The sequence below is a fragment of the Kitasatospora sp. NPDC058218 genome (assembly GCF_042882445.1).
GTDB lineage: Bacteria > Actinomycetota > Actinomycetes > Streptomycetales > Streptomycetaceae > Kitasatospora.
Window position 1 is genome coordinate 36,277 of the sequence record NZ_JBHVWC010000074.1, and the last position, 15,518, is coordinate 51,794.

Genomic DNA, 15,518 nt, shown 5'->3' on the forward strand with positions numbered 1-15,518 from the left:
TGAGTGCCTCTCGAAGAACGAAAGCCTGTCGGCCGGACGGTCAGGAGATGCCGAATTCCTTGCCGATGTACTCGATCAACTCGTCGTCCGTGGCCTCCGCCAGTTCGACGGACGCGTTCTCCGGCTGTTCCTCGGTCAGCTGCGCGAGCAGCGAGGTCAGCCGGGTGATGACGACCTTGCGGGTGAGGTCGTCGGTGGCGATTGCGGGCAATCGCGTTTCGAGCTCCTCCAGCAGCGCCGCGGCCGGGCTGCCGGAGTCCTCGCGGATCCGCTCCAGCAGGTGGGTGGTGACGGCCCGCGCGGTCGGGTGGTCGAAGACGAGGGTGACCGGCAGTCGCATGCCGCTGAGCCGGCTGAGCCGGTTGCGCAGTTCGACCGCCGTCACCGAGTCGAGTCCGAGCCCGGTCAGCGGGCCGTCCACGTCGAGCGCGTCGGGGGTGGCGTACCTGAGCACCGCGGCGAGCTCGGCGCGTACCAGGGTCAGGACGTGGTCGTCGCCCTCCGGTTCGGAGAGGGCGGCCAGCCGGTCGCGCAGGGCGGACAGGGTGTCCACCGAGTCGGTGTTGCCGCCGGCCCCGGCCTCCGCCATGGCCGCCAGTGCCTCGGGCACCGTGCCGAGCAGCGGGCTGGGCCGCAGCGAGGCGAGGCCCCGGGCGAAGCGGTCCCACTCGATGTCGCCCACGAGCAGAAACGTTTCATCGTGCCGTACCGCGCGACGGAGTGCGTCCATCGCGAGCTCGGGATCCATCGCGCGCACGCCCCGGCTGCGAAGCCGGGCCTCGGCGTCGTCGCGCGAGTCGAGACTGCCGCCGCCCCACGCGCCCCAGGCCACCGAGGTCGCCGGCAGCCCGCGCGCCCGCCGGTGGCGGGCGAAGGCGTCCAGGTAGGCGTTGGCCGCCGAGTAGTTGGCCTGACCGGTGCTGCCGACGGTGGCGCCGAACGCGGAGAACAGCACGAACGCCGTGAGGTCCAGGCCCTCGGTCAGCGCGTGGAGGTTGTCCACGGCGGTGACCTTGGAGGCGAAGACCCGCTCCAGGCGTTCCGGGGTCAGCGCGTCGACCGGGCCGTCGTCGACCACGCCGGCGACGTGCATCACCGCGGTCAGCGGGGCGTCCTCGGGCACCGAGGCCAGCAGCCGCGCCAGGGCCGCGCGGTCCGCCGCGTCGCAGTCCGCGAGGGTCACCCGGGCACCCAGGGCGGTGAGTTCGGCGACGAGTTCGTCGGCGCCGACGGCGGAGGTGGCCCGCCGGCCGGCCAGGACGAGGTGCGTCGCGCCCTCGCCGGCGAGCCACCGGGCCACGTGCCGGCCGAGCGCGCCGGTGCCGCCCGTGACGAGCACGGTGCCCGTGGGCCGCCACCCGGTGTCCGGGCCCGGGGCCGCGGCCCGGACGAGCCGGCAGCCGAGGACGCCGGTGGCGCGGACGGCCAGCTGGTCCTCCTCCGCGCCCAGACCGGCCAGTGCCTCGACGAACCGGTCCTGCGCCCGTCGGTCCACCTCCTGCGGAAGGTCGATCAGGCCGCCCCAGCGTTCGGGCTGTTCGAGCGCGGCGGCCCGGCCCAGGCCCCAGACCTGGGCGGCGGTCGGGTCACGGAGCGGGTCGTTGTCGTCCACGGACACCGCGCCGCTGGTGACGCACCAGAGCCGGGCGGCCGAACCGGTGTCGCCGAGCGCCTGTACCAGGGCCAGGGTGCCCGCGGTGGCCGCGGCGACCGTGGGGCGGTCCGGGCTCGGGGAGCCGTCGAGTGCCAGCAGCGACAGCACGCCGGTGACCTCGGCCCCGTCGGCGGCGGCCCGCAGGCGCTGCGCCAGGACCTCCCGGTCGAGCTCGGCGGCGCCCACCTCGACCCGGACCGCCTTGGCGCCGGCCCGTTCGAGGGCCTCCACCAGCGCGGTGACGGTGGGGTGACCGGCCAGGGCCGCGGGCACCACGGTGAGCCAGCTGCCGCCCGGCGCCGCCGCGGGGGCGGCGGCGAGGGGCTGCCAGGTCACCTGGTAGGTCCAGGAGTCCACGGCGGAGCGCCGGTCCAGCTGCCGGCGCCAGGACGCGAGGACGGGCAGCGCCGCCCGCACCGCCGGCTCGGCGTCGGTGCCGATCTCCAGGGTGGAGGTCAGCGCGGTGAGGTCCTGCTGTTCGACCGCGGCCCAGAAGGCCTGGTCGGCCGCGGTCGCGACGGCGCCGGCCGCACCGGCGACCGGGACGGTCCCGGCGACCGGGGTGTCCAGCCAGTAGGTCTCGTGCTGGAACGGATACGTGGGCAGGTCGACCCGGCGGGCGCCCGCCCCCCGGAACGCGGCCCGCCAGTCGACGGTCACCCCGCTCACATGGGCCTCGGCGGCCGACGCCAGGAACCGCCGCAGGCCGCCCTCGTCCCGGCGCAGCGTGGGGACGACGACCGGCTCGCCGCCCTGCTGCTCGACGGTCTCCTGGATCGAGAGCGCCAGCAGCGGGTGCGGGCCGGCCTCGACGAAGGTGCGGTACCCGTCGCGGCCCATCGCCCGGACGGCGGCCTCGAAGGCCACCGTCTCCCGGACGTTGCGGTACCAGTAGGCGGCGTCGAGGGTCGCGGTGTCGACCACGTCCCCGGTCACCGTGGAGTACATCGGGATCCTGCCCGGCCCGGGCGTGACCGGCGCGAGGTCGCGCAACAGGCGCTCGCGCAGCGCGTCCACATGGGCCGAGTGCCCGGCCACCGTCACGCCGGGCACCCGGCGGGCCCGGATGCCGTCGGCCGCGCAGGCGGCCACGAACGCGTCACAGGCCTCGGCGTCGCCGGAGACCGTGCACGAGCCCGGCCCGTTGACGGCGGCCACCGACAGCCGCGGGCCCCAGGGCTCGATCCGGCGCGCCGCCTCGTCGGCCGGCAGCAGGACGGCGGTCATCCCGCCGCTCCCGGCCAGGGTGGCCCAGGCGTCGCTGCGGACCACGATGATCCGTGCGGCGTCCTCCAGGGACAGGCCTCCCGCGATGTACGCGGCGGCGACCTCGCCCTGCGAGTGCCCCACCACGGCCGCCGGCTCCACCCCGTGGGAGCGCCACAGCGCGGCCAGCGACACCATCATGGTGAACAGCACCGGCTGGTACACGTCCAGCCGGTCCTCGGACGGCTCGGAGTCGCCGCGCAGCACGTCGAGCACCGACCAGCCGGTCAGGGCGCGGATCTGCGCGTCGCAGGCCTCGGCCTGCTCGCGGAAGGCGGGTGCGGTCGCCAGGAGTTCGCGCCCCATGGCGGGCCACTCACTGCCCTGCCCGGGGAAGACGAACACCGGCCGCGCCTCGCCGCCGGCGACGCCCCGCACGGCGTCCGCGACGCTCTCCCCGGCGGCCGCGCGGGACAGTCCGGCGGTGTCGGTGCCGAGCAGGACGGCGCGGTGGGCGAACAGCGCACGGCCGTGCGCCAGGGAGTGCCCGACGTCGGCCGGGTCGAGGTCCGGCTGTTCGGCGAGCCTGCTCCGCAGCCGCTGGAGCTGCTCGTCGAGGGCCCGGCCGGTCCGGGCGGACAGCACCCAGGGGACGACGGCCGGCGGCGCGGGCCGCTCGCCGTCCTCGGCCGCCTCGGGCAGCTCGGCCGGGTCGTGCAGGTCGGCCGGGTCGGCCTGGTCCGCCGGGTCGGCCGCCGGGGGCTCCTCCAGGACGAGGTGGGCGTTGGTCCCGCTGATCCCGAACGAGGAGACCGCCGCGCGGCGCGGACCGTCCAGGCGCTCCCAGGGCCGGGCCTCGGTCAGCAGCCGGATCTCGCCCGACTCCCAGTCCACGTGCGGCGACGGGGCGTCGACGTGCAAGGTCCGGGGCAGGACGCCGTGCCGCATCGACAGGACGAGCTTCATCACGCCGGCCACGGCGGCCGCGGCGGCGGTGTGACCGATGTTGGACTTCACCGAGCCGAGCCACAGCGGCCGGTCCCGGTCCCGGCCGTAGGTCGCGAGCAGGGCGTTGGCCTCGATCGGGTCGCCCAGCCGGGTGCCGGTGCCGTGCGCCTCCACCACGTCGACGTCCCGCGCCGTGAGCCCGGCGGCGTGCAGGGTGCGCCGGATCACCCGCTCCTGCGACGGCCCGTTCGGCGCCGTCAGCCCGTTGGAGGCGCCGTCGTGGTTGATCGCGCTGCCCCGGATGACCGCCAGGACGGGGTGGCCGTTGCGGCGGGCCTCGGAGAGCCGCTCCACCACCAGGACGCCGGCGCCCTCGGACATGCCCATCCCGTCGGCCGCGGCCGCGAACGGCTTGCACCGGCCGTCCGGCGCCAGCACCTGTTGCCGGCTCAGTCCCGCGAAGCCGCCCGAGGAGGGCATCACCGCCACGCCGCCGACCAGGGCCAGCGTGCACTCGCCGCGGCGCAGCGCCTGGCAGGCCAGGTGCAGGGCCACCAGGGAGGAGGAACAGGCCGTGTCGACGGTGAGCGAGGGGCCCTCCAGGCCGAGGGTGTAGGACACCCGCCCGGACAGGACGCTGGTGAACACCCCGGTCATGAGGTGGGCTTCGAGCCCCTCCCCGGGCGGGGTGGCCGCCCCGTAGAAGGAGTGCATGCCGCCCGCGTAGACGCCGGTGCTGGTGCCGTGCAAGGTGGTCGGATCGATGCCCGCCCGTTCGACGGCCTCCCAGGAGGTCTCCAGCAGCAGCCGCTGCTGCGGGTCCATCGCCAGCGCCTCGCGCGGCGAGATGCCGAAGAACGCCGCGTCGAAGTCGCCCGCGTCGTGCAGGAACCCGCCCTCGCGGGCGTAGGTCGTCCCGTCACGGTGCGGGTCCGGGTCGTAGAGCCTGCCGAGGTCCCAGCCGCGGTTGGTGGGGAAGGGCGAGATCGCGTCGCCGCCCTCGGCGAGCAGCTCCCAGAACCGCTCCGGCGTGGTGACGCCGCCGGGGAACCGGCACGCCATGCTGACGATCGCGATCGGGTCGTCGTCCGCGCCGGCCGCCGTCTCGGCGAGCACCGGGACGGCCGGCCCGGTACCGGTCACCCGGGTGAGCAGGTAGTCGGCGAGCGCGCGGGCCGAGGGGTGGTCGAAGACCAGGCTGGCGGGCAGCGCGATCCCGGTGGCCGCGGAGAGGCGGTTGCGCAGTTCCACGGCCGACAGCGAGTCGAAGCCCAGCTCGCGGAAGGCGCGGGCCGCGTCCACCGCGTCGGGCGTGGCGTGCCCGAGGACGACCGCCGCCTCGGTGCGGACCAGGTCGAGGAGGACCCGTGGCCGGGCGTCGGCCGGTACCGTCGCGAGCTTCGCCGCCAGCGCCGACGCGTCCGGGCGGGTGCCGTCCGCGGCCGTCCGGGCGCCGTCCAGCGCCTGCCGCGCCTGCGGCACCTCGCGGATCAGCGGGCTGGGGCGGGCCATCGTGAAGACCGGCGCCGCCCGGTCCCACTCGACGTGCGTGACCACCAGGTGGGTCTCGTCCCGGGCGATCGACTGGAACAGGGCGGACACCGCGAGGTCCGGGTCCAGGGCCGGGAACCCGCGCCGCGCCAGCCGTTCGGCGACGTCCTCGGCCATGCCGGCGCCCCAGGACCCCCAGGCGATCGAGGTCGCGGGCAGTCCGCTGCGGCGGCGCTGCTGCGCGAGGGCGTCCAGCCGGGCGTTGGCGGCCGCGTAGTTGCCCTGCCCCGCGGCGCCGAAGCTGCCCGCGACCGAGGAGAACAGCACGAACGCGTCGAGGTCCAGATGGCCGGTCAGTTCGTGCAGGTGCAGCGCACCGTCCACCTTCGGCGCCATCACCTCGGCGAAGCGCTGCGGCGTGAGGGTGTCGACCAGGCCGTCGGCCAGCACACCGGCCGCGTGCAGCACCGCCGTCAGGGGAGCGTCGGCGGGCAGCGAGTCGAGCAGCGCCGCGACCTCGGACCGGACCGACATGTCGCAGGCGACGATGCTCACCCGGGCGCCCAGCGCGGTCAGCTCCCGCTCCAGCTCGGCCGCGCCCGGGGCGTCCGGTCCGCGCAGTCCGGCCAGCACGAGGTGTTCGGCCCCGTCGGCCGCCAGCCGGCGGGCCACGTGGGCGCCGATCAGTCCGGTGCCGCCGCTGATCAGCACGGTGCCGCGCGGGCGCCACGGCGCCACGGCGGCCTCGGGCAGCGGCGCCCTGACGATGCGCCGCACGAACACCGCCGCCTCGCGGATCGCGACCTCGCACTCGTCGTCGACGCCCCCGAGGACGGCGACCAGACGGTCGTGGGCGGTGTCGTCCAGGTGCGGCGGCAGGTCGACCAGACCGCCCCAGCGGCGCGGCTGCTCCAGCGCCACCACCCGGCCGAGGCCCCACAGCCCGGCCTGGACGGCGCTGGTCAGCTCGTCGTCGTCGCCGGTGGAGACCGCTCCGCCGGTCAGGCACCACAGCGGTGCCTCGATGCCGGTGGTGCCCAGCACCCGGACCAGGTCCGCCGTGCCGTGCAGCGCGGTGTCCTCGTCCAGGGCCAGCAGCGACAGCACGCCCGTCACCGCGGCGGGGTCGACGTCGGCGAGGTCCGCCGCCTCGGTGACCAGCACGTCCAGGCGCCTGAGCCGCAGGGCCCCGGCGAGCGCGGTGACCCGCCGGTCGGCGGTGTGCTCCGGGGGCGCCACGAGCAGCCACGTCCCGGACGCGCCGGGCGCCGAGCCGACCGCCAGCGGGCGCCAGACGATCCGGTACCGCCACTCGTCCAGGGCGGCGCGCTCCGTGCGGCCGCGGCGCCTGGTCGCCAGGGTCGACACGACGGAGCCCAGCGGGGCGTCCGCGGGCAGCGCCAGCAGCTCGGTCAGCGCCTCGCCGTCAGCCGTGTCGACGGCCTGCCAGAACGAGCTCTCCCAGGCGTCCCGGCCGCTCTCGTCCGAGCCGGGCGCGGGGAGGTCGAGCCAGTACCGCCGGTGCTGGAACGCGTACGTGGGCAGGTCCACCGGGGCGGGTCCGGCCTCGGCGAGGACCGTCTCCCACCGCACCGGCACGCCGCGGACGTACGCCTCGGCCGCCGAAGCGAGCATCCGCTCCGGCCCGCCGGAGTCCCGACGCAGCGTCCCGACCACGGCGGCGTCACGCCCGGCCGCGTCGATGGTCTCCTGCACGCCCACCGACACCACGGGGTGCGGGCTCACCTCGACGAAACAGGTCACGCCGTCGTCGAGCAGCGCCCTGATCACCGGTTCGAAGCCGACCGGCTCGCGCAGGTTCCGGTACCAGTAGTCGGCGTCCAGCGCGGTCGTGTCCAGCAGCGCGCCGGTGACCGTGGAGTGGAACGGGAGCTCCGACGGGCGCGGCTCGACCGCGCCGAGCGCCTCGGCGATGTCGGTGCGGACGGCGTCGACGTGGTGCGAGTGCGAGGCGTAGTCCACCTCGATCCGGCGGGCCCGGACGCCTTCGTCGGCGAGCGCGGCCAGGAAGGCCTCCAGCGGCGCGTCGTCGCCGGAGACCACCACGGAGGACGGGCCGTTCACCGCCGCGACGGACAGCGCCCCGCCCCGCTCGGCGAGCCGGGCCCGCACCTCGTCCACCGGCAGGGCCACCGACACCATGCCGCCGCGCCCGGCGAGCCCCAGCAGCGCCCGGCTGCGCAGCGCCACGATCCGCGCGCCGTCGTCCAGCGACAGCGCGCCCGCCACGCAGGCCGCGGCGATCTCGCCCTGGGAGTGCCCGACCACGGCGGCGGGCCGCACGCCCAGCGAGCGCCACACCTCGGCCAGCGACACCATCACCGCCCACAGCACCGGCTGCACGACGTCCACCCGGTCCAGCGGAGCGCCTGCGCGCAGGATGTCGCGCGGGTCGCGGTCCAGGTACGGGGCGAGGGCCTGCGCGCACTGCGCCATCCGCGCGGCGAACACCGGGGAGGAGTCGAGCAGCGGCACCGCCATGCCGGCCCACTGGGCGCCCTGGCCGGGGAAGACGAACGCCACCCGGGCCGAGCCCGCGGCCCGCCCGCGGACGACGTCCGGCAGGCTGCGCCCGGCGGCGAGGCCGGCGAGCCCGTCGCACAGGCCGGCGCGGTCGCCGGCGAGCACCACCGCACGGTGGTCGAACCGGGTGCGCGCGGTCGCCAGCGTGTGCGCGACGTCGACCGGGTCGAGGTCCGAGTGGTCCTGCACCAGCGCGCTCAGCCGGCGGGCCTGGTGGCGCAGCGCGTCCTCCGTCCGGCCGGAGAGCACCCACGGCACGACCGGCACGGTGCCGGTGCGCGCCGGCCGCTCCACGGCGGGGGCCTGCTCCAGCACCACGTGCGCGTTGGTACCGCTGACGCCGAACGCGGACACCGCGGCACGCCGGGGCCGGTCCAGTTCCGGCCACGGCCGGGCGGCGGTCAGCAGCTCGACCGCGCCGGCCGACCAGTCGACCTGGGGGGACGGCCGGTCCACGTGCAGGGTGCGCGGCAGGGTGCCGTGCCGCATCGCCATCACCATCTTGATGACGCCGGTGACCCCGGCGGCGGCCTGGGTGTGGCCGATGTTCGACTTCACCGAGCCCAGGGCCAGCGGGACTTCGCGGTTCTGGCCGTAGGTGGCCAGCAGCGCCCGCGCCTCGATCGGGTCACCGATCGGCGTTCCCGTCCCGTGCGCCTCCACGGCGTCCACGTCGGCGGCGAGCAGTCGGGCGTCGGCCAGCGCGGCGCGGATCACGCGCTGCTGGGCGGGCCCGCTGGGGGTCGTCAGACCGCTGGAGGCGCCGTCCTGGTTCACCGCGGTGCCGCGCACCACGGCGAGCACGCGGTGCCCGTCCCGCACCGCGTCCGAGAGCCGGGCCAGCAGCAGCATGCCGACGCCCTCGCCCCAGCCGGTGCCGTCCGCCCGGTCGGAGAAGGACTTGCAGCGGCCGTCGGGGGCGAGGCCGCGCTGCCGGCTGAACTCGATGAACGCCGCCGGGGAGGACATCACCGTGACGCCGCCGGCCAGGGCCAGCGAGCACTGGCCCTGCCGCAGCGCCCCGACCGCCAGGTGCAGGCCGACCAGGGAGGAGGAGCAGGCGGTGTCGACGGTGACCGTCGGACCCTCGAAGCCGAAGGTGTAGGCGATGCGCCCGGAGGCCACGCTGCCCGAGCTGCCGTTGCCCACATAGCCTTCGAAGCCCTCGGGGACGCGGTGCAGGCGACCGGCGTAGTCGTTGTACATGACGCCGACGTAGGTGCCGACCTGCTCGCCGCGCAGGGTGGTCGGGTCGATGCCGGCCCGCTCCACGGCCTCCCAGGAGGTCTCCAGCAGCAGCCGCTGCTGCGGGTCGATGGCCAGCGCGTCCTTGGGGCTGATGCCGAAGAACTCGGGGTCGAAGTCGGCCGCCGGGTAGAGGAAGCCGCCCTCCCGCGCGTAGCTGGTGCCGGTCCGGTCCGGGTCCGGGTGGTACAGCCTCTCCAGGTCCCAGCCGCGGTCGGCCGGGAATCCGGCGACCGCGTCGCGGCCCTCCTCGACCAGGCGCCAGAGGTCCTCGGGGCTTCGTACGTCACCGGGGTAGCGGCACGCCATTCCGATGACGGCGATGGGCTCGTGCGCCGCGTCGACGAGCTGCCGATTACGACGGCGCAGCCGCTCCGTCTCCTTCAGCGAACCCCGTAACACCTCAATGATCTGCTCTTTGCTCTGGTTCACCGATACCCCCGTCAGTCCCGGTCTCGCTGATCATCCTGTGCCATCTGGATCAATTCGTCGAGAGCCATTTCGTCAATACCACCGGAATCAGCCATGTGATGATCCATCGATTTCTGTTCGTCCTCGGAGCCGCCCAGACGCAACAGCAGGTCGAGGACCCCCGCGTCGCGCAACCGGTCGACGGGAATGGCGGCGATAATCCGCCGCAGCTCGGCATCGCCGTCGGCCACCGCGTCCGCGGGCGCGAGGGCCGCCGTCAGGTGCCGGGCCAGGGCGGTGGCGTTGGGGTGGTCGAACAGCACCGCGGTGGGCAGCCGCAGCCCGGTGGCCGCGTCCAGCCGGGTCCGCAGGTCGATCGCCGTCAGGGAGTCCAGGCCCAGCTCGAAGAAACCGCGATCGGCGTCGACCGTGCCGGCGTCGTGGTGCCCGAGCACCCCGGCCAGTTCCCGCACGACCACCCGGCGCACCAGGTCGGCACGGTCGGGCTCCGCCGCCCCCGCGAGCCTGGTCCGCAACTCCGCGCCGCCGTCCGGGTCCGCGGCCGCGCCCCCCGGCCGCTGCGACGCCGGCACGAGGCCGTGCAGCAGCGGCAGCAGGGTGCCCGAGCGGGCCTGGGCGCGCAGGGCGGCCCGGTCCAGCAGGACGGCCGCCAACTCGGCCTCCCCGGCCCCGACCGCGGCGTCGAAGAGCGCCAGCGCCTCGGCCGAGGAGAGCGCGCCGATCCCCGCCCGGGCCATCCTGCGCACATCGGCCTCGGCCAGGCCGCCGACGATGCCGCCGTCGCTCTCCCACCGCCCCCACACCAGCGCGGAGGCGGGGAGGCCGGCGGCGCGTCGGTGCCGGGCCAGCCCGTTGAGGAGCGCGTTGGCCGCCGCGTAGTTCGCCTGCCCCGGCCCGCCGAAGAGGCTGGTGGTGGAGGAGAAGAGCACGAAGGCGTCCAGCGACAGATGCCGCGTCAGCCGGTGCAGGTGCAGCGCCGCGTCCGCCTTCGGCGCCAGCACCGCGGCCAACCGCCCGGCGCTCTGGGAGGGCAGGACGGCGTCGTCGACGACGCCCGCCGCGTGGATCACCGCGCGGAGCGGGTGATCCACCGGGACGGCGGCCAGCACGCGGGCAAGGTCGTCCTCGTCGGACACGTCGCAGGCGACGGCCCGTACCTCGGCGCCGTGCTCGGCGAGTTCGGCGGCCAGGGCCTCCGTTCCCGCCCCGCCACCGCCGCGACTCACCAGCAGCAGGTGCCGCACGCCGCGTGCGGTCACCAGGTGCCGGGCGATCTCGGTGCCGAGCGCCCCGGTACCGCCGGTGATCAGGACGGTTCCCTCCCGGTCCCAGTCGACCGGCTCCGCCCGCCCGGCGGTGGGTACCAGCCGGGGCACCCGCAGGGCTCCGGACCGCACGGCGAGTTGCGGCTCGCGCGCCGCGAGTGCGGCGGCCAGTGCCGGGGCCAGCGCGTCCGGCTCGTCGACGTCCACCAGGACGAACCGGCCGGGGTACTCCGCCTGGGCGGCCCGCACCAGGCCCCACACGGCCGCGCCGGTGAGATCGGGGACGTCGTCGCCGTCGTGCGGCGCGACGGCGCCACGGGTGACGACCGCGAGTCGCGCATGCTCCAACCTCGGGTCAGCCACCCAGTCCTGAAGGATCGTCAGAACCCTTTCCAGCGTGGGCCGCAGGTCGGCTCCTTCGGTGGACCGGGCGAGCCCCGGCGCACCGAAGCACGGCAGGACCACCAGCTCGGGCACCTCGCCGGACGCCCCTGAAGGCGTCCCTGGAGACATCCCCGAAGCCGTCTCGGAGGGCAGCTCTCCGATCAGCGACCCGAGGTCGGCGACGAGGCGGTCGGTGCCCCGGAGCAGGATGCCCAGGGTGTCCCGACCCAGCACGGCGTACCCGGGCGCGCTCCCGCCGGCGGGGGCGACAGGCTGCCAGTCGACCCGGAACAGCGCCTGCTGCCCGCCACGGGCCGCCCGCAACTGACGCTCGGACACCTGACGGAACGTCAACGAATCGACGGAGAGCACGAAGTCACCCGAGGCGTCGTGGGCCGTCAGCGACAGCGCGCCGTCGGCGGCCGGCACCAGCCGCACCCGCAGCTCCGCCGCACCCGCCCGGGCCACCCGCACGCCGCTCCAGGTGAACGGCAGCCCGGCCTCCGGCCGGATCAGCGCGGTGGCGTGGAGGACGGCGTCCAGCAGCGCCGGATGCACGGAGAAGAGGCCGGCCTGCGCGGCGACGTCCTCGGGCAGGCTCACCTCCGCCCAGAACTCGTCCTCGTGCCGCCACACCGACCGCAGCCCCTGGAAGGCGGGCCCGTACCCGAACCCGGCCTCCGCCAGGCGCGGGTAGAAGTCCGCGAGATCGACGGGCACGGCGTGCGCGGGCGGCCACCCGCCGGCCTCGGCACCGGGCAGGCCCGACACCGGCTCCCCGGGCACGGTTCCGGTCAGGACGCCGGTGGCGTGCCGCACCCAGGCGTCCTCGCCCCGACGGGCGTACACGCTGAACGGGCGGGCCCCGTGCTCGTCCTGTGCCGCCACGGCCACCTGGACCGCCACGCCCCCACGCTCCGGCAGGACGAGCGGCACCTCCAGCGCCAGTTCCGCGACCCGGTCACAGCCCACCTCGCGGCCCGCGCGTAGGGCACATTCGAGGAACGCCGTACCGGGCACCAGTGCGGTACCCGCGACGACATGGTCGGCGAGCCATTCCTGCGCCTCCAGCGCCAGCGTGCCGGTGAGCAGGCACCCGCCGGAGTCCGGCAGCTCCACCACCGCCCCGAGCAGCGGGTGCCCGGCGGCGCCGAAGCCCGCCGCCACCTGACCGGCCGACTGCGTGCCCTCCTTCAGCCAGTAGTGCCGCCGCTGGAACGCATAGGTCGGGAGGTCGACGGCAGGGCCCCGGGACCGGCCGAACACCGCGTCCCACGCGACCGAGGCGCCTCGGACGTGGGCGTGGGCGAGCGCCGTCAGCACGGACGCGGGCTCGTCCCGGTCGCGGCGCACCGACGGAACGAACACCCCCGCCGGTGCCACGGCCGACCCCATGGCGCTCAGGACGCCATCCGGGCCGAGCTCGACGAAGGTCTCGACGCCGTCGGCGTGCAGCGCGGACACCGCATCGGCGAACCGCACCGCCTTGCGGGCGTGCTCCACCCAGTACTCGGGCGTCGCGATCTCCTCCGAGACCGGAGCACCGGTGACGGTGGAGACGAACCGCAGGGTCGGCGACTCGAATGACAGGCCCGCGAGCACCTGACGGAACTCGTCGAGCATCGGCTCCATCAACGGCGAGTGGAACGCATGACTCACCCGCAGACGCCGCGAACGACGACCCGACAACGCCGCCACGACCCGCTCCACCGCTGGCCCGGCACCCGAAACCACCACCGACGTCGGCCCGTTGACCGCCGCCAGCGAAACGTCGTCGCCCAGCAGCGGCAGGACCTCCTCCTCCGTGACCTCCACCGCGACCATCACCCCGCCGGCCGGGAGCGCCTGCATCAGACGTCCACGCGCGGCGACCAGGGTGCACGCGTCCGCCAGCGACAGCACACCCGCCACATGAGCGGCCACGACCTCACCCACGGAATGACCCGCCACCGCGTCCGGCCGAACACCCCAGGATTCCCAGAGCCGGAACAACGCCACCTCGAAAGCGAACAGCGCCGGCTGGGCGATGCCCGTCCCCTCCAGGACCTCGGCGTCCGCACCGAAGAACTCCCCACGGATGTCGAGGAGTTCGAGGGCCTCGTCCAACGCCCTCGCGAACACCGGGAACCGCTCATACAGTTCGCTTCCCATACCGCCCCGCTGCGCGCCCTGCCCCGCGAAGAGGAACGCCCAACCCCCGTTCGTCGCACTGCCGGTGACCACACCCGCGCCGGGCTCGCCCGCCGCCAACGCCAACAGGCCCTGCCGCAGTTCGGCCGCGTCACCGGCCACCACCACCGCGCGGTGGTCCAACACCGCACGCGTCGTCGCCAACGCCTGCCCCAGGACGGCCACCGGGCTGTCCTCGACCAGCGGCGCCAGTCGCGCCGCCTGCGCACGAAGCGCGACCTCCCCGGCGGCGGACAGCACCACCGGCACCGGACCGGCCTGCACCGGCACCTCCACCGGCAGCTCCGCCGGCCCCTGCTCAAGGATCACGTGGGCGTTGGTGCCACTGATCCCGAACGAGGACACACCCGCCCTGCGAGGGCGGTCCACCTCGGGCCAGGCCGTCTGCTCGGTCAGCAGCCGCACCCCGCCCGCCGACCAGTCCACATGCGACGACGGCTCGTCCACGTGCAACGTCGCCGGAAGCACGCCATGGCGCATCGCCATCACCATCTTGATGACACCCGCCACACCCGCCGCCGCCTGCGTATGGCCGAGGTTCGACTTCACCGAGCCCAGCCACAACGGCTTCTGCCGCTCCTGACCGTAGGTGGCGAGCAACGCCTGTGCCTCGATCGGGTCGCCCAGCGTGGTGCCCGTCCCATGGCCCTCGACCGCGTCGACCTCGGCGGCGCTCAGCCGGGCGCTCGCCAGCGCCTGCCGGATCACCCGCTGCTGCGACGGACCGTTCGGCGCCGTCAGACCGTTCGACGCACCATCCTGGTTCACCGCGCTGCCACGCACCACGGCGAGTACCCGATGCCCGTTGCGCACCGCGTCCGACAGCCGCTCCACCAGCAGCACGCCCACACCCTCGGACCACCCCGTGCCATCGGCGGCCTGCGCGTACGACTTGCACCGACCGTCCAGCGCCAGCCCCCGCTGACGGCTGAACTCCACGAACGCCCCCGGCGTCGACATCACCGTCACACCACCGGCCAACGCCAGCGAGCACTCACCCTGCCGCAACGACTGCACCGCCAGATGCAACGCCACCAACGACGACGAACACGCCGTGTCGACGGTGACTGCAGGGCCTTCGAGACCGAACGTGTAGGACAACCGCCCGGACGCGATGCTGCCCGCGCTGCCGTTGCCGAGGTATCCCTCCAGTTCGTCCGGCACGGTGGACAGCCGCGACGCGTAGTCGTGGTACATCACCCCCGCGAAGACACCCGTATCGGTGCCGCGCACGGTGGCCGGATCGATCCCGGCCCGCTCGAACACCTCCCACGAGGTCTCCAGCAACAACCGCTGCTGCGGATCCATCGCCAACGCCTCACGCGGCGAGATCCCGAAGAACTCCGCATCGAAGTCCCCCGCGTCGTGCAGGAACCCGCCCTCCTTGGTGTAGAAGGTGCCGAGCTGGTCGGCGTCCGGGCTGTAGAGCGCGTCGAGATCCCAGTCACGGTTCTCCGGGAACAGCGAGATGCCCTCGTCGCCGGCCATCACCATGCGCCAGAGGTCCTCCGGCGAGGAGATTCCACCCGGGTAGCGGCATGCCATCCCGACGATGGCGATCGGCTCGTCCGCTGCCGGATTCACCGGCGAGGACGTCGAATCGAGCGCGGCCCGCCGCTGGTCGGCGTCCGGCCGTACCTCCACGAGCTGCGGGAGCAGGAAGCCCGCGAGCTCGGCCGGATTGGGGTAGTCGAAGATCAGCGTCGTGGGGAGTGACAGGCCGGTGGCCTTGTTGAGCCGGTTGCGCAGGTCCACGGCGGTCAACGAGTCGAATCCCAGCTCCGTGAACGCCCGGCCGGCCGGAATTCCGCCCGTCGTCCCGTGGCCCAGGACACCGGCGATCTCCGTCCGCACCAGCGACAACAGCGCGGCAGCGCGCTCGGCCTCCGGCAGCCCCGCCAGCCGCTGCCGATACCCGGAATCCGGCCGGCTGCCGGGCAGTTCCGTTCGTGCCCGCGCCGGTACGAGTTCCCTCATCAAGGGCGCGAGCGAGTCGTTCGCCGCCTCGGTCCGCAGCGCGGCGGCGTCCAGGCGGATCGCCACCAGGTTCGGCTCCGTCGTGGCGAGTGCGGTGTCGAGGAGGTGCAGGGCGTCCTGGGTCTCCAACGGCAACACACCCTGACGCCGCATCCGAGCCCGGTCCGCCTCACTCAACCCCG

General features: G+C 75.1%; 2 protein-coding genes. Both read right to left on the bottom strand.

The window, feature by feature from the left end:
* Positions 1–40: 40 nt before the first annotated feature.
* Entirely contained in the window at positions 41–9,520 is a 9,480-nt protein-coding gene (locus ACFVYI_RS35795; RefSeq protein WP_387893370.1) for a type I polyketide synthase, read from the bottom strand.
* An 11-nt stretch (positions 9,521–9,531) separates the two neighbouring features.
* Positions 9,532–15,518, bottom strand: a 5,987-nt coding sequence (locus tag ACFVYI_RS35800) for an SDR family NAD(P)-dependent oxidoreductase (protein WP_387893372.1), incomplete at its 5' end; no start/stop codon positions are given.